The sequence below is a fragment of the uncultured Parolsenella sp. genome, from assembly GCF_934660935.1.
In the GTDB taxonomy this organism is placed as follows: Bacteria; Actinomycetota; Coriobacteriia; order Coriobacteriales; family Atopobiaceae; genus Parolsenella.
The window spans coordinates 16,080-41,583 of record NZ_CAKUIH010000013.1 but is presented as its reverse complement, the minus strand read 5'-3'; the positions used below and the strand labels follow the sequence as shown (position 1 = coordinate 41,583).

Here is a 25,504-nt window from a genome sequence, read left to right as displayed (position 1 = left end):
CCCCGGCAGCGGCTCGGCGACGCGGCGGCGCGGCGACCCGGCGGCGGCACGGCGACAGCGCGGCGGCGGCGAAAGTGCTGCTAGTAGCCCATGGCCTGCAGCACGAACATCACGACGGTGAGGATCGCGACGACGACCACGATGAACCAGGTCAGAGTGGTCCAGAGACGGCTGTTGGCGTAGGCACCCATGACGTGGCGGTCATCGGCGATGCGCACCATGAAGACGAGAAGGACCGGCAGCAACACACCGTTGATGACCTGCGCGACCATCATGATGCCGAAGAGGTCCACGTTGGGCATGACGACGACAAGCGCAGAGAGCAGCGTAATCGCCGTGACCATGCCGCGATACGCCGGGGCCTCGGCCCAGCTCTTGTCCTGGCCGCGTTCCCAGCCAAAGGCCTCGCACACGGCGCTCGAGGTGATGCCCGGCAGCACGCACGCGGCAAGGAAGCTCGCGCCCACAAGACCCACGCCAAACAGGACCTCAGCATACGGGCCGGCGAGAGGCGCCAGCGCGCGGGCAGCGGCCTCGGCCGAGTTGACCTCGATTCCCGCTGGGTGCAGCACGCTACCCGTGCAGACCACGATGAAGAAAGCGATGAGCTGCGCCACCACGGCACCGCTCACGGTATCGATGCGCTGATAGGGAAGATCATCGGCGTCGCAGCTCTTCTCCACAACGTTGCCTTGGCCCATAAAGATCATGTACGGCGAGATAGTGGTACCGATATTTGCCACCAGCAGGCTCACGTATGCGGGCGTCACATTGACCTGCGGCAGGAACGTGGAGTGGAGCACCACGCCCCAATCCGGCCCCACCATGAAGCTCGCCGCGACGTACGTCACGAACACGCAGCCAATAGCGAGGAGAATCTTCTCGATGCGCTTGTAAGACCCGCTCATGCCCAAGAGCCACACCGCGATGGCGGCGATGGGCACGCTCACGATGGGCGGAACGCCAAACAGCTGCATACCAGAGGCAAGGCCGGCGAACTCAGACAGCGTGACGGCCGTGTTGGAGATGATGAGCGCCAGCATCGCGAACGCAGAAAGGCGCACGCCATACTGCTCGCGAATGAGCGCCGCAAAGCCCTTGCCCGTGACGCAGCCCATGCGCGCGGCGGTCTCCTGCACGACGATGAGCAGGAAGCACATCACCGGGATACTCCACAGCTGCTCATAGCCAAAGACGGCGCCGGCGTTTGAGAAGGTCGCCACGCCGCCGGCGTCCATGCCGGCGAGGGCGGTCAGGAGGCCCGGCCCCATCGCGCCGAGAACGAGCGCCGCCTTGAGCGGCTTGCGCACCGGCGAGGTGGTGGAGGTGTCGGCGCCCACGGCTCGGACACCTCGAAGGTTACGCCACGCTTTGAAGGACCTCACGCGGCCTCGCCCCCTATGCAGTCACATCGGTTCGCCATGCTCGCTATCCCATGACGGGCGTGGTCAGCAGGAAGGCCACCGCGACGAACACGACGAGGGCGATCGCCAGAGCGGCAATCTGGAGAGCCAGTCCGCTCGTATCCACGCCATTGGCATCGCGCTGACGGAGGAACTTGAGGTACGCGGGCGCCGTGGCGAAACTCAGCACAATCACGACCGCAGCCGCCTCGAAGCCGCGAAGCAGCTCAAACACAACGGCACCAAGGCCCTCGCTCGCGGTCGAGAGAACGCCGTTCACGCCCACGATGACGAGAAGAACGATGGCAGCCCAAACCACACCGATCGCGAGACCCTTGACGGCAAAGCCGCCAATGGACGGCGCGTCCTCGTCATCCTCGTCATACTCGATGAAGAAGCCGGTCACGTAGCGAATCATCTCGCTAGCCGCAACAAGCGCGACGGGCGCGCCCACAGAGACGGCAATGCCAATCTCCGGGCCGAGAAGAAGCGCGAGCGCAAGACCAGCAATCGCCCAGAAGAAGAACCACATCTGGTTGCGGAGGAAGCGCAGGAACTCGCCCGAACTCTCGCCGGAATCAGAGGTGTTGGTCGAGCCACCCGCAATGCGCAGGTCCTCCTCGTGCTCTTCCTCGAGAACGTCGAGCGCGTCATCGACCGTGACGATGCCGAGAATCTTGCCGCTGTTCTCATCAACGACGGGCATAGCAAGCAGGTTGTACTTGGCGATGTCCTCGGCGACGTCCTCCTGGTCGTCATCCGGCCTGGCGGTGAGAACGGCGTCATCACTGGCAAGCTTGCCAATGGTGTCCTCGGGCTGCGAGACGAACAGGCGGCGCACGGGAACGACCCCGGCGAGCTTTTCCTCGTCGTCGGTCACGTAGATGTAGTTGACGGGCTCGAAGTCCTCCGGAAGTGCACGCATACGGTCGACGACCTCGGCAACGGTGGTGTCGCGCGGCAAGGCAACGAACTCCGAGGTCATGATTCGACCCGCGGTGTCGTCCTTATAGCCCAGCAGCTGTCGAATAGCGCGCTGCTCCTTGATGCCCATGAGGCGCAGGAGCTTCTCGGCGCGCTCATAGTCGAGCTCTCCCACGAGCTCGGCGGCGTCGTCTGGGTCCATCTCGGACAGCATGCGCGACGCGTCGGCGTCTTCCATGTTGTCCATGATCCTCGCGGCCATCTCGTCGTCATCGAGCTCCGCAATTGCCTCGGCGGCCTGGGCGTCATCCAACTGGGCAAAGACCTGACCACGCAGGCGCGGGTCGAGCTGCTCGATGATGTCCGCGACGTCAGCGGGGTGCAGGTCATCGAGCGTCTGGTGCGAGACAGAGAGCTTCACGCTCGAAAGGTCTCGATCGATAAGGTCCATGTAGTTCCACGCGATGATCTTCTCGGGAATCTCATCACCAAAAGCGTGGGCAGCGCGAACGACCAGGCGCTCGAGGGCGGGAGACAGTGCGCGGAGGATGCCGCGAGCGCCCACCTCGGCACCAAGGAGGCGCAGTTGGCTCTGGCTCGTGTCGGAGAGCTTGAGGTCATTTACGCGGACGACGCGCATGCCGCGCGTGTCGACGATCTGCTTGTTGAGGAGGTCGCGCGCGATGAGGACCTCGTCCGGCTGCAGGTAGGAGAAGCGGATATCCGTCGCCGGAACCGCGAGCCTAACCTCGCCGTCATCGAAGGAGTCGACGTACTTGCGCCACGAAATCATGAACGGCGTCTTGCCGGGGCCGCGGAATGCGAGCGAAGTAACGCGGGGAAAGACCTCGCGCGTGGCGATGCCGAGGTCGTTGACGACGCCGATCTTCTCGCCGTTGGCGTCAAGAACTGGATTTCCCAGAAGCTGGGACAGATAAATCATTTGTGCTCCTTCGCGCTTGCGACCAAAGCGATCGCAATCTTAGCCACCCGCGCGAGACGCTCTCAGGCGACGGCGCCGAGGCTCGGACACCCCATGCGGCGCGTCCGTTTGAAGCACGTCACACGGGGTCATCGACTCACAGGTCGAGGTTTCATCAATGACCCTTCTCTTTGGATAGAGGCGCGGCGAACATGCTGCACCACCGCCTAAACGAAACCGGCGGCGCCGGGCCATCGAGGCCCTAGCGCCGCCAATTGTACACGCAAAACGTCAGCTGAGGGTAAGGGGCGACTACCTTGCCCAAAAAAGCTGCGGTCAGGCACACCCGTGAGCAGCTCGTTCCCAGGCAGGGACGCCCGCAAGTGGCTCCGCCGCACGCCGTCGCATCCGCCCGGCACGCGCCCAAGCCACCCGAGCGCCGGCGGCTCCTAGTCCTCGCCTGAGCCGTCTCCGCTTGCCGCCGCGGTGGTGGCGGCAGTCGTCGCATCGTCGTCATCGCCCTTGATCTCCGTGGGCCAAACGCAACCCTCCGGCATCGTCGCATTACCGGACGCGATGTCCTCGGGAATGGAGCTGTCGCTCTTCATGAGCTCCGTCACGGTGACGAACTCATATCCCTCCCCCTGGAGGGTCTCGATGATGGTCGGGAGCGCCTCGACATCCTGGTCGCGGTTGCCACCACCATCATGCATGAGAATGATGCTTCCCGAGGTAATGCCCTTGAGGGAGTTCTGGACGATCGCATCCGCACCGGGACGCTTCCAGTCAAGCGAGTCCTGGTTCCACAGCACGCTCACGCTGGCGAGGCCACCCGAGTTGAGCCAGGCATTCTCATTGAAGTCGCCATAAGGCGGACGGAACGCCGTGGTATCGGTACCAGCGTTGTCCTTAATATCCTGGAAGGCGCTTGAGAACTCGCTCTGCAACGCCGAGGCATCGAGCTTGGTGAGTTGTGCGTGCTGGTAGGTGTGGCTCTGGATCTCACTGCCCTGGTCGATGACCTTCTTGGCGATATCCGGATACGCCTCGATGTTCTGGCCAAGGTTATAGAACGTGGCGTGAATGTTGTACTTGTCAAGAATGTCGAGGTAGGCCTCAGTATATTTCTCCGCAGGACCATCGTCGAAGGTGAGGGCGACGAGCTTCCTGCCGTCATCGGGCACAATCTGGTGCACGGTGATGATGGCGTTCTGGGTCTCCTCGAGCGTATCGCCGCGGGCCTCCTCGCCCGAGCGCTTACCGGTACGCATCTCGTACGAGCCGGGCTTCGGCCACTGGGAGATATAGGTGATGTTGCCCCAGGCGTCACCGCCCATCTCGAGCTGCGGGCTCTCCTGCATCACCTGGACGTCGTAGTCCTCCATGCGGTCCCCACCATCAGCGATCTCAAGCTCGTCGCCGCCGGCCACGCGATACGCCGCGGCATCTTCGGAAGAGAGCTCGTTGCCCCCGAGGGTCGCCGTGAAAGCATAGCCGGCGCCGTCCTCCAGGTTCTTGCCAGAGACCGAGACGAGGTTGCCTGCCTTGGGCGAGAGCTCGGCAGCGGAGATGACCTGCTCGCACGTACTGTTCACGCGGACGCTAAAGTCCTCGCCATTGAGCTTGATGTCGACCTTGCGATTCGACCACAAAAGAATGCCGACGATCGCGCAGATGGCAACGCACGCAATGCCGATGATCGCGGGGCGTGCGCCAGCGAAGTCCACACGACGCCCGCCACCGGCAGGCATACCACCGCGGCCATGGGCGCTAAACGCACTGGTAGTAAGCCTGGGCATCCCGATCTTGGGTGCGCCACCGCGACCGTTCGCGGACCGGCGGCCTGCCTGGTCGCGGCCACGCGAGCTCGAGCGCCCGCCCGTCGGCGTGGAATAGCGATTGCCAGCACCCTGGCGCGCATACGAGCCAGACGCACGACGACGATCCCCGCCACCCAGCTGCGGGGCATCCTGATAGCGGCCGCGCTGACGAGGCGCCGCAGAGCGCCCGTCTCGAGACGCAACCCGCCTACGAGAAGAGTCGCCCGCACGCGAAGAGGTCACGCCTGCCGAATATCCTCCGGCACGACGGTCACGGGCATATGCATCCCCACGAGGGGCGCGCGGATCACTGGCGTAGCCACGAGCACCGGCGCCGGCCCCATAGCTCCCCGTCCTACCGTAGGCATCAGAGGAAGGCCTCTGGCCACGATGGCCGCCGGCAGGGCGCTGACCACGGTAGCCTTCGCCGCCGGCGCGCTGATACGAGTCATAGCCCCCGGCGCGTGAGTCATGAGCGCGACGGCGGTCATCACCACGGCGCTGGTCGCCGTAGGGATTCTGGTCATAGGACATGTTGGTTCCGTTCGTTCGGGAATGCGGGCACGCCGTTACTTGCTCGCGTCCTTGAACTCACGCAGGAAGCCAGAAAACATGCCCTTGGTCTTGCCGAGCTGCTCGCCAACGACGCGAGCAGCCTTCTGTCCATTATCGGACGTGGTCTTGGCTTGCGCTACCCTATTTTCGGCGGCCGCCGAAGCGTCTCCCGCAGCCGCGTTTGCCGCAGCCTTGCCGGTCTGTGCCGAGCCGTTCGCACCGGAAGCCTCCTGGAAGTCTTCCACCGCATGCTGAACGCCAACCTTGGCCTTGCCAATCACCTTGCCAAGCCCATGGCTTCCCTTGTCGACGGCAACCGAGGCGGCGGCGCCGGCCTTGGAAGCAGCCTGCTTCGCACCCTCCTTGGCGGCCGCATAGCCCTCGCCCGCCTTACCGGCGAGGCCACCGGAAAGCTCGATTTTCGCAGCCTGGTCCCTCACGATCATGCGCCCGCGGTCATAGCGGACGACCCACGCCGCCGGGATGTCAAAGGTGCCCACGAGCGAAGATGCCGTGGAGCCCTCCTGGGCGCAGAAGCAATCGACCTCGCCCGTCTCCACGTCGACGCTGGCGTCCATGACATAGCCGAGGAACTTTCCGGACTCGCAGTAGACGTCCGCACCGCCCCAGATGATGCAATGGTCGAGGTCGAGGCTCAGGCGCTTGCAGGCGTCCTTGTCGAAGTCATCCTTCTCGCCGCGGCAGATGACGCCCGCATCGACGAACTTGAGCGCGTCAAGCGGAATGAAGCGGTCATCCTGCTTGACCATGCCCGCGATGTCCGGGCGCTTGAGCATCACGCCGACAACGACGCGACTATCCGCGGAGAAGACGAGGTTGTGCACCTTGCCGATCTTCTTGGGATCAGCTGGCTGATTGTCCTTCTTCTGCTTCTTGGTCTGCTTTCCCCGCACGTAGACGCGTGAGCCCACGAGCTTGGCCATCATCTGCTTTGCCATCAATACCCCCGGCTATCTATGGGCGCGCCTGAGCCCAAGCACGCGACGGGGCGCCCGCGGTTGACCGCCGGCGCCCCGTGTCTTCTTACTTCTATGACCGAGCCCTACTCCTCGGTGCCCTCGGCATCCTCGGCGACGTCCTCGACGCGGACATCCGCAGCCTCAGCAGCAGGAGCCTGAGGAACAGCGGCACCAACCTTCTCGGCGACATCAGAGACGGCGGCGGTCACGTTGTCAGCGGCGACGGCGACGTTGTCAGAGATGGTGTTGCGGAGCTGGTCCATGCGCTCGCGGGCAAGATCGATCTTGGCACGGAGCTCGTCAGTCGTGGCATCGACGGACGGACGAATGTTGTTCAGGCGATCGGCGACGGCGTTGCCGCCCTTCTCGTAAGCGTCAGCGGCGGCGTCCCACGCGTCATTCATGGCATCCGCAGCCATGGCGCGGCTCTCTGCACCGGAGCGCGGAGCCAGCATCATGCCGGCAGCGGCACCCACCGCAGCACCAAAGACGCTGCCAAGGACAAATCCAACTGCACCCTTGCTCATTGTTGCCTCCTTAGGCGCTCCGCATACGCGGACGCACGGCTATTCGGTCGTTGTAGGCGATTATACCCACGCAGGCGGTTATGCTTCCTCGTTCTCGGTAGACGCGGTATCAGCACAATCGCCCTCTTGATCGGCAGCGCCCTCGGATTCGGCGGCACCCTTGGCGGCGGCGTCCTCCGCGGCCTCGCGGCTGGCGATCTCCTCAGCGTGCTCCACGAGCTCGCGAATGCCGGAGACGATGGCATCCACATCAGGCTTGGGGTCGACCGCGCCCGCATAGGCCCACTGCAAGATCCACGCCGCACTCGAAAGTGCGGAGGCAACGAGGACGTCATCCGGGCAGGAAAGTTGCACGTCATAGGTGCGAGGCTCGCCCGTGACCTCCCAGGTGCGGCCGCACGAGATGTCACCAGCAAGGCCGGTGCGAGCGATGAGCTCGATGGTCACGTGCTCAAGCAGATGGGCGACCTCGGTGGCGCCCATGGCCTCCTTGAAGGTCTCCCCCGCGTCGCCAAGGCATGCGTGATCGATGATCTCCGGCAGGAGGTTATAGACGTGGGTGGTGCCGATCAGGTCCTCGTCCGTGGTAAGCGGGCCGCCGTTGGCGATGCGCACACGGGCCGTGAAATGCTGCGGCGAAACCGCAACGCGCTTGATTTCGATGAGCTGAGCCATGCTTTGGTTCCCTCCGTTGTCGCGCCCCTGCGGCGCGCCCATGCTGCAATGGTAGCCGATAAAAAGACATCCGCCCGACGACGTCAGGCGGATGGCACGGATTAATGACTCTTATGTGGCCGACGGGTAGAAAGAGCCCGGCGTCATCTCCCTTACAGGAAACGATAGCTGACGGTGCGAACGCCCCAGTTATCCGTGGAGGTTGCGCCAAAAGCGCGCCAAACGCCGCCTGCAAGGTCAAGATCGCGACCGAGAGGAGCAAATCCGCCCGTATCGGTGACCTTGGCGGTGACGGTCATGCCGTTGTAATAAATCTCGACCGTGCGGCCGAGAAGATCGGAGCGGCTGGAGGGGACGGCGACGGTCATGCTGTTCTCGGTAAGCTTGGTGCCGGAGGCCGTGGCGTCATAGCCGTCGTTGCAGGCGAGCGTGTATGCGGAGGCGGTGCCCTGTTGCCAGCCCTCGTCACGGGTGACGACGACGTTGTCGCCGTCCATGGCGACACCGGCGGAGACAGAACCGGCCTCAGAGGGACCAATGGTCTTGACCACATAGCCGGTACGAGTGGAAGAGCTAGTGAGATCAGTGGTGGTGGCGGGGGTCTCCGCCTCAGCGAACTTGCCCGCGGCATCGCTGGAGAGCTGCGCCGTCGAGGACAGGTCGCCAACTCCGATAGCCGCTACGTCATCAGTGCCAATCGCCGCGCGGGCGGGGCCAACGTGAGTGACGGCAAAGACGACGGCCACCATGATTGCAACGCCCAACGTCACCGTGAGCGGCACAACCCTAAAGCGCCTCGTCTTATTCACGCGTTTTGCCAAGCGCGTCCTCCGCCTCGGGGGAGCTCGAAAGAACAGCATCCCTGCGTATAATCGAGGCGTGGTCGTGTTTGGTGTTCAATACCCCGATGCTGCAGCATCCGGCTGCAAGCTTTGATGCCTACATGCGACATCAGAAGCCTATTTTATCTTAAATATGCAAGGTGCCGCTCGCCCGCTGGCGAACGGCACCCGTTTTATGAAGCGTTAATGAAGAGTCCCCATGAATCCGCAGGTCACGGGCTTATGCGTTTGTTCGCCGATTCTATGCATCCGCGAACGGCGGCGGACCTAGGTGGCACACCGGACCGCCGCAGGCCCCAGAGCGCCAGGACGCAAAGCGGTCGTAGGCTCGAGTGCTGGCTCCAAAGCGCCGCGTGGCACAAGACCCAAGCGCCAAGTCTAGTCCTCCTCGGCCTCTTCCTCTTCATCCTCGGCGGGAGCCTCCGGCGCGGTCACGCGGAGAAGCGCGATGCGACGGCCGCGCAGGGACTGAACGCGGAAGGTATAGCCATCGACGGTGAAGACCTCGCCGGGGCTGGGCACGGAGTCCGCAAGGTCGAGCACGAATCCGGCGACGGTCTCGAACTCGTCCGAGTCAGGGATGGGCCAGCCCAAGTCGCGCGCATCATCAATCGAGAAGCGGCCGTCAACCAGCCACTCTCGCTCGGACAGGCGCGTAAGGTACTTGTTGTCCGGGTCGAACTCGTCCTCGATCTCGCCCACAACCTCCTCGACGATGTCCTCGATCGTGATGACGCCGGCGGTTCCGCCGTACTCGTCCACGACGATGGCCATCTGGTCATGGCTGCTCTGCATCTCCGAGAGAAGCGGGATGATGTCCTTCGTGTCCGGCACGAAGATCGGGGCACGGACATAGGAGCCCACGGCACGGTCCGCCTCGTCCTTGTCGACGATGGGCGCGAGAAGGTCCTTGATGTGGGCGATGCCCACGATGCGGTCGACATCCTCATGGTAGACGGGGATGCGGGAATAGCCGGTGCGGCGCATGAGCCTGAGGACGTCAGACAGGGTCTCGGTGTCCTCGACGGCGGTGAGGTCGACGCGCGGGACCATGACCTCGCGGGCGATGGTGTCGCCGAGGTCGAAGATCTCGTGGATCATCGACTTCTCTTTGTCAGAGAGGTCGTCGGCGTCGGTCACCATGTAGCGAATCTCCTCTTCGGAGACATCCTGGCGATCGTCGGCGGACTTGATGCCCAAGATCTTGGAGAGGCCGTCCGAGGACTTGGCCGTGAGCCACACGAGGGGTGCGACCACCTTGGAGAACGTGCGCAGGAAGGGCGCGACGCTCTTCGAGACCTCCTCCGCGTTCGCGAGCGCGATGCGCTTGGGAACGAGCTCGCCCATCACGACGGAGACATAGGAGACGATCACCGTGATGACGATCGGCGCGATGGCCTTCGTGGGGGCAGCGGGCACGCCGAGGGAGATGAGCCACGACGCCAGCGGGTCTGACAGCGTGGTGGATGCGACCATCGCAGAGAAGAATCCCACCAGCGTGATGGCGACCTGAATCGCCGCGAGGAACTGGCTGGAATCGCCCGAAAGCTCGAGCGCTACCTTCGCCTTACGGTCCCCCTCGTCAGCGTCATGCTCCAACACGGCGCGTTTCGCGGCGACGAGCGCCGCCTCTGACATGGAGAAATAACCGTTCGCGAGCGTGAGAAGCAGCGTGAGGATGATGCTGAGTGCTACGCCCATGATCCCACCCCCCTCAAGCTGGAGGTTTGGCAGGAAAGGGAGCTGCTACTGTGGCAGTCTCCGGTATCACTCTTGGCGTTCATGGGCTCCTCGCTCTTAATACGCCGGACGCCTCCGGCAGGTGCCGGGTCCATCCCGGCACTTATACCGGCAACGGCCGGCACAGTCCTTCTAGTATACCCAGCTTGGGCACTTATGCTTGGAGCATGGCCAATCCCTAACAGAAGGCGAGGCCGCAACCCCCGTTACGACCTCGCCTTACACGATGCCCCCTGGAAGCTAGGAACTACCTACCAGCGTTGCGCCGGTTCTGCCACTCCTCCGCGAGCTTTGCCTGGACGTCATACGGAACCTGCTCGTAGCCATCGATCTCGAGCGTGAACTCGCCCGTGCCGCGGGAGAGCGAGCGCAGGCGCGTGGCGTAGTCGACGACCTCCGCGTACGGAACACGGGCCTGGATGACGGTGGTGCCGCGCTCGCCGGCCTCCATGCCCTCGACGCGGCCACGAGATGCCGAGACGTCACCCATGATGGAGCCCGCGTAGTCCTCCGGGACGGTCACCATGAGCTTGGCCATGGGCTCGAGCACGACGGGCTCCGCCTGCTCCGCGGCCTTCAGGAAGCCGAGACGGGCGGCGGACTTGAAAGCCATCTCGTTCGAGTCAACGGAGTGATAGCTACCGTCATAGCAAGCGACACGCACGTCAATCATCGGGTAGCCGGCGACGACACCCTCGCGCATGGTCTCCTGGACTCCCTTGTCGACCGCGGGGATGAGACCCTTGGGAATGCGACCGCCAACGACCTCGTCAACGAACTCATAGCCCGCGCCCGGGTTGGGCTCGAGGCGCAGCCAGCAATCACCGTACTGGCCGGCGCCGCCAGTCTGCTTCTTGTGGCGACCCTGGGCGCTCGCGGTGCGACGGATGGTCTCGCGATAGGGCACGCGCATCGGCACGATGTGGGCCGTGACGCCCGCGCGGGCGGCCATGCGATCGAGCAGGACGGAGACCTGGGCCTCTCCAATGGCGGAGATGACGGTCTGGCCGGTGTCCTCGTTGCGGGAGACGGACATCGTGGGATCCGCGTCGCAGCTCTTCTCGAGGAAGCTGTAGAGCTTGTCCTCCGTGCCGCGCTTGTCCGGCTCGATGGCGACCTGGTAGAGGGAGTTGGGGAAGCGGAAGGCCGCAGCCTCGACCTTGCCCGTGACGGAGAGAGTGTCTCCGGCCATGGCGGCGATCTTCGGCACGACGACGATGTCGCCAGCAGCGGCGGACGAAACCTCGGACATATCGCGGCCAACCATGCGATAGATGTGGGCCAGGCGCTCGGGCTTACGGGTGCGGGCGCAGATGAGCTCGAGGCCCGGCTTGACCGTGCCGGCGAGCACCTTCGCCAGGGCGAGGCGGCCGTTCTGCGGGTCATTCAGGACCTTGAACACGAAGGCGACCGGACGGTCATCGCCCTCGTCGATGTCAAGGTAGTCGCCGTTCACCAGGGGCACGGAGCCGAAGTCGCTCGCGCTCGGGAAGTAGGTCGCGATGTCATCCATCAGGCTCGTGACGCCTTCCTCGGCGGTGCAGGAGCCGGCGAAGACGGGTACGAAGATGCGCTCCGCAATGGCCTTGGCGAGCAGGCCCTCGAGCTCCTCCTGGGTGAGCTGGCCGTCACCCTCGAGGTACTTGAGCATGAGCTCATCATCCGCCTCGACGACAAGCTCGCACAGGCGGGCGCGAGCCTCCTCGGCGGCGTCCGCGTACTCCGCGGGGATGTCGCACTCGACGGGCTTGCCCGCGTCGTCAAGGTGACGAGCCTTCATGCGGATGACGTCGATGATGCCCTTGAAGTCCTCGCCGACGCCCCACGGCAGCGTGACGGCGCCGAGGCGCTGGCCAAAGCGCTCCTGCAGCGCGGCGAGCGTGGCGTCATACTGGGCCTCGGAGCGGTCGATGCGGTTCACGAAGACGGCACGCGCGAGGGAGAGGTCCTCGGCGGCATACCACAGGCGGGTAGTGACGGCACCCGGGTCTCCCGCGGCATCGACGACGAAGATGGCCGTCTCAACGGCAGACATGGCAGCATACGCGTCGCCGATGAAGTCCGGATAGCAGGGGGCATCAATCACGTTCAGGCGCGCGCCACCCCAAGAGACGGGCGCCATGGCAAGCTTGATCGAGAAGGAACGCTTCTCTTCCTCAGGGTCGTAGTCGAGCGTGGGCTTGGTGCCCTTGTGGCCACCCAGGCGGCTGGTGACGCCTGAAAGGTGAAGCATGGCCTCCGCGAGCATGGTCTTGCCCACGCCACCTTGGCCCACGAGGGCAACGTTCCTGATCTTCTCGCTCATGATGACTCCCTCCGTTGAGGTCCACGTGGCCCAACGGAGAGGGAAAAATCGCCGCACGCGACCCACCCAGACCGTTGGCTGGATGGGCGTCGGGGTGCCCATACGCACGCCACGGCATTCGTTGGATTTACCGTACCCAAACATCTGGACAAAAAAGCCCCGCCCGCCAGCGTGTCTGGCGAGCGGGGCGTGAGGCGTGGCGAATGGTACAGAGCCCGGCATCTATCGAGGAAGCACTCCCCGTGAGGAGGCTCTACTCCTTATGAACCGTCGGGTGGGTTAACCTCACCTCGATGCGGCAGCCGAGCGCGTTGGCGACGGACTCGAGCGTGGCAATAGTTGCATTGCCATTCCCCTGCTCGAGCCGGCTCAGGCTGGACTGGTGGATGCCGCAAATCTTTGCGACCTCCCCCTGCGTGAGGTTGGCTTCAGCGCGAGCCTCGGCGAAGGTTCGCCCGACCCTGTACATCAGTTCATCTTCTTTGTAGCGTTTTTGGCTCATCGGTACTCACCAACCTTTCGTTGGTGCTGAGGACCGGCTTGCTTCGGGGAGCGCGAGGCCTTTGGCCAGCGACGCCCCCCCCCCCGCACTTTTTTGAATGAGCCTTCAAACCGCACTAACAAGCAGGCCCTTCGCTTACGGACCCACTCGCTATCCTTACGATACTTTGCGCAGCGTAACAGCGGTTGCGGACATTTATAAAAGGCATCCATTTGCCGGCCGAATGTTCAATCCAACTCGGAGTCCACCTTCACGACACGCTCGCCCTCGCTCGTGAGTTCGTACTCGTTTTCGAGCTGGCCACCATTGCGCAGATACCGTGCCCGAACCGAGACGAGGTCCTTGCCCTCAAGAGAGTGGATGGAGTTCCTGACGGTCCCCTCGCTACACGAGAAGTCGCGAGCGAGCCCGCTGATGCTCAGGACATGCGTCCCGTCGCCGTCCGCAATTCGCTTGAGGATCGCCAGCTCGCGCTCATTGAGGCGCACACCCGCGACGGCACTCACCTTGGCTCTCTTTGTCATCTCGCTTCCATCCAATCTCTGGTCGTCAAAAGGGGCCGTCGCCCGCATACCCAGGCGACGGCCCACAAGGTTTCTAGTGCTCGCGACGGCGCAGCGCGATGCCCGCCCCAAGTGCGGCAAGAGAGCCACCTGTAAGAAGGGCCGGAAGCGCGGCAGACTCGGTGTCGCCGGTCTGGGGCAGCTTCTTATCAGGCGTCTTGTTGCCCGCGTCCGGAGTCGTCGGAGCCGCGGGGTTCTTGGTCCACTTGCCGTAGAGCGTCATGGAGCCAGTAAGCTCGTCGCCGTCGTTCCACTTGGCGGTGCAGGTCTTGTCGGTGTACCAACCGTCGAAGGTGTAGCCGTCGACAGGCTGCTGGGCCTTGGCGGTATAAGCGCCAAGTTCGAGGTCAGTATCGGCATCGGGAGCCTTGACGCCCTCGGGAGCGTCACCAACGAACTTGTAGTCAACGTTCACGAGGCCATGGGCCGCCTTGAGGGCAATGGCACCCTTGATCATCGTGCCGGGCTGGGTGAGCACAACGTGCTTGGTCTCGCCATGCGCAGACCAACGCGAATTCGCAGCGTCGTCATACCAGCCGTCAATCGCGTGGTTGCAGTCATTCAGCGTCCAGCCGGAACCCGTTCCGCCAAACTTGATGGTGCCCCTGCTGTAGATATCGTCGCCAGACTTGTCGGCGTGGTTGTTGTAAATGACAGCATCGGAGGGAAGCGTGAGGTTGCCGGAGTTGAAGACACCGCCACCGTTACCCGGATCGCGGTTCCCCATGATTGTGAGCTTAGAACCCTCGTCAAACGTGAAGGTTCCCATGTTCTCGAGGCCGTTGCGCTGGTTGTCGCAGACCTCGACCACCGCATCCTCGGCGACGTGGCCCTTGGCGGTAGACGACATCGCGCGGAGGCCGCCGCCACCCTTTTGAGCGTTATGGTTTACCTTCAGGGACGACGTACGATCGACGTCCAGGCTGCCAGTGAAATAGACGCCCGAGTACCCGTTGTCGTTGCAGGTGACCGTGGAGGAGCCGGCGATTGTGACGTTGCGGGCGGACATGCCATGGCTACCATTGCCGCTCACGTCCGCGACGGAGCCGTTGCGCACGATGTAGTCCGCGCCGTTCGAACCGTTACCGCGGTTGTTAGAATTCGTGAGCCTGGAGTCATCGACCGTGACCTGGATCGACGCAGTAATACCCGCTCCGTTGCCCGAGACCTCAAGCTTGGATCCGCCCAGAACGTTGATCTCCGTCGGATAGGGCGTCGTCTTCGCGTCGCCGGCGGCGAAGCCGTTGATCTTGAATTCCTTCACGGACATATTTGAGTTGTTGAGCGTCAGTCTAGCGCCGTCGTGGAAATGAACGCCGGTGTACACGTTGCCCGCCGGCAAAAGGGTAACGGTGGAGTTGTTGAAGACGAGGTCGCAGCCGTAGTTGAGGATGACAGCAGCCCAAGCCGCCTGGTTGCCAGCCGCCACGGCAGTGCCCTCCACGGGAGCCATGGTGAGGTTGACGTTGTTGAAGGTGAGCGACGCGGGCTTGCCGTCCTTGAGGACATACACGCCGCGCTTGTTGGCGGTGATACGGTGGCCATTACCATTGACCTTGAGGGCCATGCCTTTGATGCCGAAGCCGTTCTCAGTCACGACATCATCGAGGAGCTCGATGGTGTCGCCGTCCTTGGCTTCGGCGACGGCCTGGTCAAAAGACGCGTAGGTCTTGCCGCTGATCTTGGCAACGGGTTTGGAGGCCGGCGTCTCCGCACCTGCGGCGGGCTGATCGTCAGCAGCGCCCTCTGCTGCAAGCGTGACAGGCGCAGCAGCGGCGGCGACATCCGTATCGGCCTCAGGCTCGTCGGCAGCTTGGGTGGCGGGGACCTGCTGCGTGGTCGCCTCGAGCGTAGTCGCAGGTGCCTCATCGGCCACAGCGACGGAAGGCGCGAGCACCCCGAGAGAGACTGCGAGGCCAGCCGCGATCACGGCTGTGGCGACACGGCCGCATCCCACGGCAAGGTGCGATTTGTCCATCTTCATTTAAGGCTCCTCTCACCCATCAGGTGGCGGATGCCTGCATCGCGCTACTCAAGCTCATGCGTTATGAGAAAGAAAAAAGGGCATCCCCTCAGTCAAAATTAGGTATATCCGCGCGTAACCAGCCAAAATATCGCTTATATGCATATTTAGGGAGTGATAGCCTGGGTGCCCGCTTTTTACTGCCGCATGAACGCATACTCGCCATGCGTGACGTGCATATTTGTCGATGGCAGAGTATCGGGTGCTGCGGTCTCGCGAAATCGTGAACAAACGCGTTACGACCCGCACCGCGATGGTGAATGAACAAGCGCTACGCACCCGCGGCCCGATACCAATTTGCGACCATTCGATGCCTAACCACGCGTCTTTAGGGCACCAGATTCGGGTTCGATATTTAACGGATAGCGAGAGTGAGCAGCCAAATTGCCATTGGAGAAGTAGACGGCAATCCCAGCTCATTCTCATCTGCGGTTTTGCAGCGAGAAATTGGGGGTCTACTCGCGCTAAGCCCGATTGGCTGCTCACCTTCGCTATCCCCTTATTTATGAGGCTCAAATCCGGCGCAAAATGAGAGCCCGGCAGGCGAAATACCTACCGGGCTCGTGGTTCAAACGCTATTTGCGAGCTTCGAGGTTACTTCCTCTTGCGGCTCACGGTCACGCCAGCAGCAATGCAGACAACGGCGGCGACGACAAACACGATGGGGAGCGTCGCGTTGTTGGTGTCACCCGTCTGGGGAAGCTGCTTCGCGGGCTGCTCGGGCTCGCTGGGCTTAGCGGCAGGAGCAGTGTAGCTGTTGGTGAAGGTCGGGTTATTGCCCTCGACGCTGGCCACGAGCTGGCCATTTTCGTCCTCGACCGAAACCTTGACCGTGTACTCGGCGTTGTCGTAGGTCATGCCCTCGACGTCGCCGGCGACCTCACGCATGGTGAAGGTGTAGGTGCCAGCCTGCTTCAGGGTGAGCTCGCGGAAGACGACGTTACCCTTGGCGTCGTTCGTGGCGCGATCCATGACGTCACCGTTGTTGAGGAGCTCGAAGGTGAACTGACCATCAGAGAGGTCGGCGCCCTCGAGGACCTTCGTGGCCGTGAGGCTCACGGTCGCGGGAGCGGCGGCATAGGTGTTGTTGAACACGATCTCGTTCGCGCCCTCGGTGCTCGCGACAAGCTGGCCCTCGCCGTTGTCCTTGACGTTCACGGTAACCGTGTAGGTGTTCGTGTCATAGCTGACGCCGGCGGCGTCGCCCTGGACCTCGCAAACCGTGTAGAAGTGCGTGCCAGGCTCGGTGTAGTGCTGCTGGGCCTTAAAGACCACGGAGCCATCGGCCGCGTTGGTGGCGGTGTCGACGACCTGATTGCCCTCGACGAGCTCGAAGTTGAACTCGCCCCGCTTGAGGTCACGGCCATCGAGCTTCTTCGTGACGGAGACGTTCTGCAACACGTTGAAGTAGACGTCCTTGGCGGAGTATTTGTTCACGAAGTTGAGGTCGCCATCGGGAACAGCGGTGAGATTACCCTTGCCGTCATCGGTCACGGTGATCTTGACGGTGTGAGCGCCGTCGTTGGTGACACCGGGCTTGGAGCCGCTCTCGGAGACGGTGTACTCGAACATCTTGCTCATTTCGTCGCCGAGGTCAGCCTTGGTGAAGGTGATGACGCCGAAGTGGAAGTTGCCGTCGGCATCGTTGGAGACGGTCGTCTCGGTCGCAACGGCGGGCATGGGGGCACCCTCGGTAACAGGGGCAAGGGTGAACCAGTAGTCATCACCATTGAGCGCCGGGGCATTGAGGCCGTCGATGGTCTTGTGGCCGCTCAGGGAAACCGTAGCATTGTTCTTCGGGCCGTACTCGTTGACGAACTCTAGGCCGTCCTCGGGAAGCCTAACGTTCGCCTTGAGAGCGCCCTGCTCGTAGGTCACGTCAATCTCGACGGTCATGGGCGACGTCTTGGGGCTGACGGTATCAGGAAGATTGCTGATGTCCTCAGCCACCTCGTATAGATAGGTGCCCGTCTTGGTGAATTTGATGTCGCCGAAGTGGAAGTAGCCGCCGGCGTCGTTGGAGACGGTCGTCTCGGCAGGAAGCGGTGCACCATCGATGGCGGAAATCTTGAACTTGAACTCATCAGCGGCGAGAGCGCGGCCTTTGAGCGTCTTGTGACCGACGAGGCTCTCGGCACCAATAACCTTGACAGACGCGGGAGCGGCAAGCGTAATCGTCGGAACCTTGAAGTTGGCCGTCTTGGCATCGGAGACGATTTCGCCCTGACCAGTCTGCGTCTGGACGGTCTTGTACTCGACGTAGCTCGCAGCGTCCACGTTCGTCTCGAAGGTCATAGCCTCGCCAGCCGCAGCGACCTTAGCCTTGGCCGCGTCGCTGGGGCGAATGGTGAACGTCACGGAGTAGGTGACGCCCTTCTCGAGCGTACCGAGCTTAGAAAGATTCCAGCTGAGGTTGCCGCCGTTGATGGTAGCAGGAGGAGCGTCGTTCCATGCCTCATCGTTCTTGGCATAGCGGGCATACTCGATGGAGCCGTCCGCGGCCGTGCCCTCGACCCACTGCGTGAGCTGGTCGACGATCTTGACATCCTTGTAGCCGGCGGACTTGGTGATGACCTGGCCGATCTGAGAGAACGCAGAGGCGAGGTTGTCAGCCGTGGTGCCGTCGAGGAAGGTGCCAGCGGTGTCAGTCGCGAAGGACTGCATCTTGTCGGCATCCTTGGCGACGCTCACGACAAACAGGTTGGCGCCGTTGCGGCGGTTGGCCTCAGCCTTGGCGGCGGAGTAGCAACGGCCGTCGTCGGTATCGACGTTACCGAAACCGTAAAGGTTGTCGTCATTCTTTTGATCGACCTGGGGATAGAGCTTCCAGCCGAAGAAGCCTCCCTCGTCCGTTCTGAACCAGCCACCCTCGTCCGTTTCCGTATAGCCCATGGGGCTCACGCGGTACGTCGGGTTGCCGTCGGAGAGGAACACAATGTGCTTCTCGGCACCCTCGCGGCCACTCGTCTGGGCGTTCGCGAGCTTGAGGCCGCCCTCCCAGTTCGTGCCCTGGTTCCTCTCGGCAGCCGTCGGGACAGCGTTGGCAACGACGCTCGGATCGCTCGTGAAGCCTGTGGCAACCTGGGCGTTCGTGCCAAACGTCACGACGGAGACCTGAATCTGCTTGTTGGCGTTCTCGCCGGTGAGCAGGCTGTTCGCAAGGGTGGCAGCGGCATCGTGCGCGGCCTTCATGCGGCTCTTGCCGAACCAGCCGTCCACCTTGTCGTTCATGCTCGAAGACACGTCCACGACGAACACGACGTCGACCGGCTTGGCGGACGAGGACTGCTCGGTGTCGCCGGTCACGGACAGCGTGAGGTCATACGTGCCGTTCCCGTTGTCCGTGATGGTCTTGCTGTGGGCGGGCGTCCTATCAACCACGCTGCCGGCGTTCTCCGCCAGCGCCGCGGTGGGCGTCGCAATCCCAAGCGCGAGCATGACCGTAGCGGCTGCCGCAAACAGACGGCGACGCCACGAGCGGCTCGCGTGGCCGTTCGATTTCATACAAGCTCCTCTCCCCAGCGCTTGCGCGCCGATCGCGCGGAGCCGTCAAACTACATTTACGGTGGCCCCAAAGGGCGTCAAATAGACGGCTCCGTTTTAAAGTTTGCTAAAAGAAGCTATCTACCTGCGGAAATATAGCTTATATGCATATTTGGGGACAGAATGCCGTCCAAAGTCATGCGTGGTGCGGATGATGGGGCACACAACGGCGCGGCATTCGCGTCGCAAGATCCACGCCAGCGCCGAGCCTCGATGCAAGACATAGCGGTGGCACCACGCCTTGCGCAAGGCCCACGCCAATGCCGAGACCCAACGCAAGCCATGGCCCCAACGCCGAGACCAGACGCAAAAGAAAAGCCCGGCAGACGCAAGCCTGCCGGGCAAACCACATCTCTTCAGTTATCGCAAGGCAAGGGCGGGCGTCACGGCACCGCACCGGGAACGCCTAGCTATACGCGGGCCTCGTCGTTCCACCAGCTGCCGAGCTGGGCGATGTTGCCGCGGATGTGCTCGCAGCTCGCGTGGAAGGCGGCCTGCTCGCGCTCGTCGAGCGGCAGCTCGAAGGTCTCCTCGACACCGTTCGCACCCACGACGCACGGGATGGACGAGAAGATGCCCTCCTCGCCGTGCTCGCCGGTGAGCAGCGTCGAGCAGCAGGTCACGTAGTGCTCGTTGCCAAGGACTGCCTGGACGAGACGGACGGCGGCGTTGGCGACCGCGTACTCCGTGCACTGCTTGCCGGCGTAGGTGACGTAGCCGCCGTGACGTGCCTCGGCCTCGCACTTGGCCTGGTCAAAGCCGAAGCGCTCGGGCTGCTCGGCGGCGAGGTCAGCGAGCGTCTTGCAGCCGAAGCTCACGCAGGACATGGCGGCGAACTGGGACGCGCCGTGCTCGCCGAGCATATAGGCGTTGATGGAGTGCTGATCGAGACCGACGCGCTTGGAGATGGCATTGCGCAGGCGGCCGGAGTCCAGAGCAGTGCCGGAGCCCACGATACGCTTGGGGTCACAGCCGGAGAGACGCCAGATCTCGGTGCAGATGACGTCGCAGGGGTTGGAGATGGAGACCCAGACGCCCTCGAAGCCGGCATCGGCAACGCGGGCGATGAAGGTGCGGGCGATCTCGGAGGTGACGAAGAGCTCGCCGTCACGGTCCTTGGCGGCGGCGGAGACGTCACCGGCGGCGTTCACGATGACGTCGCAGCCAGCGAGCTTCTCGTACTCGGCGCCACAGGCGACGATCTTGCAGTTGTGGGGATAGAACGACAGGGCGTCAGTGAAGTCCTGGACCTCGCTCGTCAGCTTCTGCTCGTTGATGTCGCAGAGATAGAGCTCGTCCGCAAGACCCTGCATGAGAAGGGCGTTCGCGACGTGCGCGCCCACGTGTCCCTGACCGATGACGCCGACCTTGCGGATGTATGCCATGTCGTATCCTTTCGTAGAGGGCGCGGGCGCGCCCAAGTTAGGGAGCTACGGTAACACTCCCGTTTTGCCAGAATGTAACCACTTCGCCATCAGGGCGAATTGCAGGATGAGGAGACGCATGGGGTTCAAGACGTACACCTGCCCGATCGCCAAGAGTTGCGGCGGATGCGAGTGGCTGGCAGTGCCCTACCCCATCCAGCTCAAGCGCAAGCGCGAGGCCGTGGTCGGACTCTTCTCGGACATCCTCCCGGCGGACATCATCGATGCCCTCGAGGTCTACGGCATGGACACGGACGGCAACGAGCCCGTTCGCTATCGTCACAAGGCGGCAACGCCCTTCGCCCCCGGCCCGCACGGACGTGTGCGCTCGGGCTTCTACGCGCGCGGCACGCACCGCATCGTCCCGTGCGCCAAATGCCTGGTCGAGGCCCCACACGCACGCGAGGCGCTGAACGCCGTCGCCCGCGCCGCGGAGGACATGCGCATTCCCGCCTATGACGAGGACCGCGGCCGCGGGCTTCTCCGCCATGCCGTGGTACGCATGGGCTATGCGACAGACGAGTGCCTGCTCACCGTCGTGACGAACGGCAAGGGCATCGCGCATGAGAGGGAGTTCGTCCAGCGCGTCCGCGCGAGAGCGCCCTTCGTCACCGCGATGGCGCAGAACGTCAACCAGCGCCGCACGAACGCGATCCTCGGCCACGAGTCCCGCCCGCTCTTTGGCGGCGGCAAGATGGCCGATGAGCTCCTCGGCTGCGAGTTCGAGATTGGACCCACCTCGTTCTACCAGACGAACCCCGCCCAGACCGAGGTGCTCTACTCCCTCGCCATCGAGGGCGCCGGGCTCGAGGGCGGTATGCGCGTGCTCGACGCCTACTGCGGCATCGGCACCATCGGCATGTGCGCGGCACGCCAGGTCGAGGGCCTCGAGGTCGTGGGCGTGGAGCAGGTGGACGGCGCCGTCGGCGACGCGCGCAAGAACGCCCGTCGCAACAACCTCGAGGACCGCTGCCGCTTCGTCTGCGCAGACGCGACCGCCTACATGAAAGACGTCGCCCGCGGCGACCGCGCGGGGTTCGACGTCATCCTCATGGACCCGCCCCGCGCGGGTTCGACCCCCACGTTCATCAACGGCGTGCTTGGGCTCGCTCCCGAACGCGTCGTCTACGTGAGCTGCAACCCCGTGACCCAGCGCCGTGACCTCGAGCAGTTCCTTTCCGGCGGCTATGAGGTGGCACGGCTTGACGTGGTCGATATGTTCCCGCACACCAAGCACGCGGAGACCGTCGCGGTGCTCAAGCGCAGGTAGGGGGCGAGCGGTACTGCACCACGCGCGCAGACGTACCCTGACACCCAGGCAGCCACGGCGCACAACAGAAGGTCCCGGCCACCCTCGTAAACGAGAAGTGACCGGGACCTCTTCATAAAGCTAGTTCGGTGAACCCGTTGCGGCGAACCCGTCGTGATGAGCCCGTTGCGGCGGATGCCCTACGCCGGGTCAATCGCCACGGTGTTGTTCTCGCGCACGTGGACGCGACCGTCGGCGAGCCAGCCGATGACCTCGGGATAGAGCTCGTGCTCGATCTCGTGGATGTGGGCTTCGAGGGTGTCGACGTCCCAGCCCTCCTCCACCGTCAGCGCACGCTGGGCGATGATCGGGCCCTTGTCGTACTCCTCGTTGGCGAAGTGCACCGTGACGCCCGTGACCTTCACGCCGCGATCGAACGCGTCCTGGATGGCGTGCGCGCCACGGAAGCTCGGCAGGAGCGCCGGGTGCAGGTTCACGACACGGTTGGGGAAGGCGTCGAGTAGCGACGCATGGACCATACGCATGTAGCCGGCCATGATGATGTACTCGCAGCCACGCTCGCGGAACATCCTGGCGATGAAATCATCGGGGTCGTCGTTCTCCTTGTAGAACTCCTTGGAGAGCGTGAAGGCTTCGACGCCCGCCGCCTCGGCGCGCTTGAGGCCGTAGGCATCGGGGCGGCTCGAAATCACGAGCTCGACGCTCGCGTTGAGGCTACCGTCATTGATGCGGTCGATGATGGCCTGCAGGTTCGTGCCGCTACCAGAGATGAGGACACCGATCTTGAGGGGCTCGCTCATGGCTGCCTCCTACTCAGCGTCATCGCGGTAGAGGACCTCGCCGGAACCGGCGACGCACTCGCCCATGAGGAACGGGTCGAGACCCTCGGCCTTGAGGGCGGCCGTCACGGCGTCGACGTCCTCGGGGGCACAGATGATGCTCATGCCAACGCCCATGTTGAAAGTCTTGTAGGCCTCGTCGAGGGAAAGGCCCGCAAGGCGGCTCACATAGCCGATGATGGGCGGGATGCTCCAGGCGGGGCCGGCCTCGCCGCCGCGATAGACCAGGGCATCGACGTCCGCGGGAAGCGCGCGGTTGAGGTTCTCGGTGATGCCACCGCCGGTGATGTGGGCCATGGCGTGGATGGGGGCACCGGCATGCAGGGCGTGGATGAGCTGGCCGGCGTAGATGGTGGTCGGGCGCATGACAGCGTCAGCGACGGACTCGCCGAGCTCCTCGTTGTAGGCCTCGAGCTCCTCGACGGTCTTGCCCTCGATGGCAACCTTGCGGACGAGCGAGTAGCCGTTCGAGTGGATGCCGGAGCTGGCGAGGCCAAGGATGACGTCGCCGGCCTTGACCTTCTCGGGACCGATCATCTTCGGTCGGTCAACGACGCCCACGACGAAACCGGCGAGGTCATAGTCGTCCGGGTTCATGACGCCGGGGTGCTCGGCCATCTCGCCGCCGACGAGGGCGCAGCCGCTCTTCTTGCAGCCGTTGGCGATGCCCTTAACAATCTCGGCGACGTGCTCGGCGCGGAGCTTGCCAATGGCGACGTAGTCGAGGAAGAACAGCGGCTCGGCGCCGATGGGCACGACGTCATCGACGCACATCGCGACGAGGTCCTCTCCCACGGTGTCGTGACGATCGAGCAGCTGGGCGATGGCGAGCTTGGTGCCCACGCCATCGGTGCCGGAGACCATCACGGGGTCTTCCATGTCTTTGAACGCAGCTGCGGAGAAGCAGCCGCCAAAGCCGCCGAGGCCACCGATGACCTCAGGACGGTTGGTCTCCTTCACGGCCGCCTTGATGGCGTCGACCGCGCGAGCGCCCTCAGCGGTGGAGACGCCGGCGTCCTCGTACGTCACGTGCTTTTCGTTGCTCATGTCTGTCCTTTCGCGGGCCTGGGACCCTCGAGCCTTCGATCGCACACCCGGCATCTTGCCGGGAGAGCGGCTTGTCTACAGTTCCTTCTTGGCGACGTCCTGGATATCCATCTGCGAGGCCTCGCTCGCACGGCTGAGGTTGCGCGGCTTATAACCCTCGAGGAACTTGCCCTTCGAGAAGCTCGCGGGAATCTCGACGGGATAGCAGCCAGTGAAGCACGCCTCGCAGTAGCCGGAGCAACCCTCGGAGCAGCCCTCGCACCCCGCGAGAGACGGGACGCAGGCGCGCAGGCCATCGACGGAAAGGAAGCCGAGGGAATCCGCACCGATGAACTCGCAGATCTCATCGACGTCCTTGCGGGCGGAAATGAGCTGGTCCTGCGTGTCCGTATCGATGCCGTAGAAGCATGGCCAGATAACCTCGGGCGAGTTGATGCGCATGTGGACTTCGGCGGCGCCGGCGTCCTTCAGCATGCGGACGATCTGCTTGGAGGTGGTGCCGCGCACGATCGAGTCATCGATGACGACGAGGCGCTTGCCGGCGACGTTGTCCGCGAGGGCGTTAAGCTTGAGGCGGACGCCCATCTCGCGTAGCTCCTGCGTGGGCTGGATGAAGGTGCGGGCGACGTAGCGGTTCTTGATGAGGCCCTCGCCAAAGGGAAGGCCGAGCTCGTGGGCGAAGCCCTCCGCGGGCGGCAGGCCGGAGTCAGGCACGCCAATGACGAGGTCCGCGTCGACCGGGCACTCGCGGGCGAGCTGGATGCCCATCTGGTAGCGCATCGAGTAGACGCTCTTGCCGTGGAAGCGCGTGTCAGGGCGCGCGAAGTAGACGTGCTCGAAGATGCATTCCGCGCGAGGCTCGGGATCGAGCACCTGCTCGCAGGAGATGCCGTCGTCAGAGATACGGATGATCTCGCCGGGACGAACGTCACGGACGTACTCCGCGCCCACGATGTCGAGAGCGCAGGTCTCGCTGGCGACGCACCAACCCTGCTCGTTAGGGAGCTTGCCGAGGCAAAGAGGACGGATGCCACGGGGATCGCGGAAGGCATAGAGGGCGTTCTCGCGAACGAGCGCCATGGCGTAGCCGCCCTCCATCATGGCCATCGCATGAGCGATACCACTACGGAGCTGGTGCTTCTTCTCCGTGAAGAAGCCGATGAGGCGCGCGGCGACCTCGGAGTCAGTCTGGGTGCGGAAGGGAACTCCCATGTTGATGAGCTCGACGCGAAGCTGGTCGAAGTTAACGAGCGTGCCGTTGTGGGCGAGGGCGATGATGACCTCGTTGATGGCGGAAAGGTGCGGCTGGGCGCTCTCCCAACCCTTCGAGCCCGCGGTGCCGTAGCGGACGTGGCCCACGGCGACCTTGCCGGAGAGGGCAGAGAGGTCGGAGTCCGTGAAGACCTGCGTGACGAGGCCGAGGTCCTTGCGCACGAACACGCTCTTGCCGTCGCCGACGGCGATACCCGCGCTCTCCTGGCCACGGTGCTGCAGGGCATGGAGCGCAAAGTAGGTCATGCGCGCGACGTCGCGGCCGGGGGCCCAGATGCCGAAGATGCCGCACTCGTCGTGGAGGGAGTCATCCCCCATGGTCGCCTCG

General features: G+C 63.7%; 18 protein-coding genes. 1 reads left to right on the top strand and 17 read right to left on the bottom strand.

Features of this window, described 5'->3' with window-relative positions; all coding sequences use genetic code 11:
- Positions 1-80: 80 nt before the first annotated feature.
- From Q0H23_RS07020 to Q0H23_RS06955, 14 genes are all read right to left on the bottom strand, one after another.
- Positions 81-1,271 carry an Nramp family divalent metal transporter gene (locus Q0H23_RS07020; RefSeq protein ID WP_293836967.1) on the bottom strand — a complete coding sequence of 397 codons (1,191 nt, stop codon included), beginning with the start codon at positions 1,269-1,271 and terminating at the stop codon, positions 81-83.
- Positions 1,272-1,428: 157 nt separating this feature from the next.
- Positions 1,429-3,270: a CBS domain-containing protein gene (locus tag Q0H23_RS07015; RefSeq protein ID WP_293836961.1), complete on the bottom strand. Its 1,842-nt coding sequence runs from the start codon at positions 3,268-3,270 to the stop codon at positions 1,429-1,431.
- 428 nt (positions 3,271-3,698) lie between these two features.
- Positions 3,699-5,603: a polysaccharide deacetylase family protein gene (locus Q0H23_RS07010; RefSeq protein ID WP_293836959.1), complete on the bottom strand. Its 1,905-nt coding sequence runs from the start codon at positions 5,601-5,603 to the stop codon at positions 3,699-3,701.
- Positions 5,604-5,638: 35 nt separating this feature from the next.
- Complete coding sequence (locus Q0H23_RS07005) at positions 5,639-6,583, bottom strand: PRC-barrel domain containing protein (RefSeq protein WP_293836957.1); 945 nt, start codon at positions 6,581-6,583, stop codon at positions 5,639-5,641.
- A 104-nt stretch (positions 6,584-6,687) separates the two neighbouring features.
- Complete coding sequence (locus Q0H23_RS07000) at positions 6,688-7,131, bottom strand: YtxH domain-containing protein (RefSeq protein WP_293836955.1); 444 nt, start codon at positions 7,129-7,131, stop codon at positions 6,688-6,690.
- Positions 7,132-7,209: 78 nt separating this feature from the next.
- Complete coding sequence (locus Q0H23_RS06995) at positions 7,210-7,806, bottom strand: hypothetical protein (RefSeq protein ID WP_293836953.1); 597 nt, start codon at positions 7,804-7,806, stop codon at positions 7,210-7,212.
- 152 nt (positions 7,807-7,958) lie between these two features.
- A complete protein-coding gene (locus tag Q0H23_RS06990) occupies positions 7,959-8,615 on the bottom strand; it encodes an RlpA-like double-psi beta-barrel domain-containing protein (protein WP_293836951.1) in 657 nt (218 codons plus the stop codon).
- A gap of 411 nt (positions 8,616-9,026) precedes the next feature.
- Positions 9,027-10,349, bottom strand: coding sequence for a hemolysin family protein (locus tag Q0H23_RS06985; protein WP_293836949.1), 1,323 nt, complete (start codon positions 10,347-10,349; stop codon positions 9,027-9,029).
- Positions 10,350-10,635: 286 nt separating this feature from the next.
- Positions 10,636-12,693 (bottom strand): elongation factor G, encoded by a 2,058-nt coding sequence (locus Q0H23_RS06980; RefSeq protein ID WP_293814825.1) that lies wholly within the window; start codon positions 12,691-12,693, stop codon positions 10,636-10,638.
- A gap of 253 nt (positions 12,694-12,946) precedes the next feature.
- Positions 12,947-13,162 carry a helix-turn-helix transcriptional regulator gene (locus Q0H23_RS06975; protein WP_293814827.1) on the bottom strand — a complete coding sequence of 72 codons (216 nt, stop codon included), beginning with the start codon at positions 13,160-13,162 and terminating at the stop codon, positions 12,947-12,949.
- A gap of 260 nt (positions 13,163-13,422) precedes the next feature.
- Positions 13,423-13,719 (bottom strand): hypothetical protein, encoded by a 297-nt coding sequence (locus Q0H23_RS06970; protein ID WP_293814828.1) that lies wholly within the window; start codon positions 13,717-13,719, stop codon positions 13,423-13,425.
- A 73-nt stretch (positions 13,720-13,792) separates the two neighbouring features.
- Complete coding sequence (locus Q0H23_RS06965; RefSeq protein WP_293836947.1) at positions 13,793-15,742, bottom strand: InlB B-repeat-containing protein; 1,950 nt, start codon at positions 15,740-15,742, stop codon at positions 13,793-13,795.
- 633 nt (positions 15,743-16,375) lie between these two features.
- Positions 16,376-19,285: an FctA domain-containing protein gene (locus tag Q0H23_RS06960; RefSeq protein ID WP_293836945.1), complete on the bottom strand. Its 2,910-nt coding sequence runs from the start codon at positions 19,283-19,285 to the stop codon at positions 16,376-16,378.
- Positions 19,286-19,734: 449 nt separating this feature from the next.
- Positions 19,735-20,709, bottom strand: a complete 975-nt coding sequence (locus Q0H23_RS06955; protein WP_293836943.1) for an L-lactate dehydrogenase — start codon at positions 20,707-20,709, stop codon at positions 19,735-19,737.
- A 118-nt stretch (positions 20,710-20,827) separates the two neighbouring features.
- Between Q0H23_RS06955 and rlmD the strand changes: the two genes are divergently transcribed.
- Positions 20,828-22,018: a 23S rRNA (uracil(1939)-C(5))-methyltransferase RlmD gene (rlmD, locus tag Q0H23_RS06950; protein WP_293836941.1), complete on the top strand. Its 1,191-nt coding sequence runs from the start codon at positions 20,828-20,830 to the stop codon at positions 22,016-22,018.
- 179 nt (positions 22,019-22,197) lie between these two features.
- Here rlmD and purN read toward each other — a convergent pair whose 3' ends face one another.
- The 3 genes from purN to purF form a co-directional block, all read right to left on the bottom strand.
- Positions 22,198-22,818, bottom strand: a complete 621-nt coding sequence (purN, locus tag Q0H23_RS06945; protein WP_293836939.1) for a phosphoribosylglycinamide formyltransferase — start codon at positions 22,816-22,818, stop codon at positions 22,198-22,200.
- Between the two features lie 9 nt (positions 22,819-22,827).
- The gene (gene purM, locus Q0H23_RS06940; RefSeq protein ID WP_293836937.1) at positions 22,828-23,904 is read right to left on the bottom strand and encodes a phosphoribosylformylglycinamidine cyclo-ligase; all 1,077 of its coding nucleotides are present in this window, start codon (positions 23,902-23,904) and stop codon (positions 22,828-22,830) included.
- Positions 23,905-23,979: 75 nt separating this feature from the next.
- Entirely contained in the window at positions 23,980-25,494 is a 1,515-nt protein-coding gene (purF, locus tag Q0H23_RS06935) for an amidophosphoribosyltransferase (RefSeq protein WP_293836965.1), read from the bottom strand.
- Positions 25,495-25,504: the final 10 nt, after the last annotated feature.

Excerpts from the sequence above, each read along its gene's own strand:
- Q0H23_RS06960 (WP_293836945.1), bottom strand. The coding sequence starts at position 19,285 with ATGAAATCGAACGGCCACGCGAGCCGCTCGTGGCGTCGCCGTCTGTTT.
- Q0H23_RS06995 (WP_293836953.1), bottom strand. The coding sequence starts at position 7,806 with ATGGCTCAGCTCATCGAAATCAAGCGCGTTGCGGTTTCGCCGCAGCAT.
- Q0H23_RS07015 (WP_293836961.1), bottom strand. The coding sequence starts at position 3,270 with ATGATTTATCTGTCCCAGCTTCTGGGAAATCCAGTTCTTGACGCCAAC.
- purF (WP_293836965.1), bottom strand. The coding sequence starts at position 25,494 with ATGGGGGATGACTCCCTCCACGACGAGTGCGGCATCTTCGGCATCTGG.
- Q0H23_RS07020 (WP_293836967.1), bottom strand. The coding sequence starts at position 1,271 with ATGGGGCCGGGCCTCCTGACCGCCCTCGCCGGCATGGACGCCGGCGGC.
- Q0H23_RS06965 (WP_293836947.1), bottom strand. The coding sequence starts at position 15,742 with ATGAAGATGGACAAATCGCACCTTGCCGTGGGATGCGGCCGTGTCGCC.
- Q0H23_RS07010 (WP_293836959.1), bottom strand. The coding sequence starts at position 5,603 with ATGTCCTATGACCAGAATCCCTACGGCGACCAGCGCCGTGGTGATGAC.
- rlmD (WP_293836941.1), top strand. The coding sequence starts at position 20,828 with ATGGGGTTCAAGACGTACACCTGCCCGATCGCCAAGAGTTGCGGCGGA.
- Q0H23_RS06970 (WP_293814828.1), bottom strand. The coding sequence starts at position 13,719 with ATGACAAAGAGAGCCAAGGTGAGTGCCGTCGCGGGTGTGCGCCTCAAT.
- Q0H23_RS07000 (WP_293836955.1), bottom strand. The coding sequence starts at position 7,131 with ATGAGCAAGGGTGCAGTTGGATTTGTCCTTGGCAGCGTCTTTGGTGCT.
- Q0H23_RS06985 (WP_293836949.1), bottom strand. The coding sequence starts at position 10,349 with ATGGGCGTAGCACTCAGCATCATCCTCACGCTGCTTCTCACGCTCGCG.
- Q0H23_RS07005 (WP_293836957.1), bottom strand. The coding sequence starts at position 6,583 with ATGGCAAAGCAGATGATGGCCAAGCTCGTGGGCTCACGCGTCTACGTG.
- purN (WP_293836939.1), bottom strand. The coding sequence starts at position 22,818 with ATGAGCGAGCCCCTCAAGATCGGTGTCCTCATCTCTGGTAGCGGCACG.
- Q0H23_RS06980 (WP_293814825.1), bottom strand. The coding sequence starts at position 12,693 with ATGAGCGAGAAGATCAGGAACGTTGCCCTCGTGGGCCAAGGTGGCGTG.
- Q0H23_RS06975 (WP_293814827.1), bottom strand. The coding sequence starts at position 13,162 with ATGTACAGGGTCGGGCGAACCTTCGCCGAGGCTCGCGCTGAAGCCAAC.
- purM (WP_293836937.1), bottom strand. The coding sequence starts at position 23,904 with ATGAGCAACGAAAAGCACGTGACGTACGAGGACGCCGGCGTCTCCACC.
- Q0H23_RS06955 (WP_293836943.1), bottom strand. The coding sequence starts at position 20,709 with ATGGCATACATCCGCAAGGTCGGCGTCATCGGTCAGGGACACGTGGGC.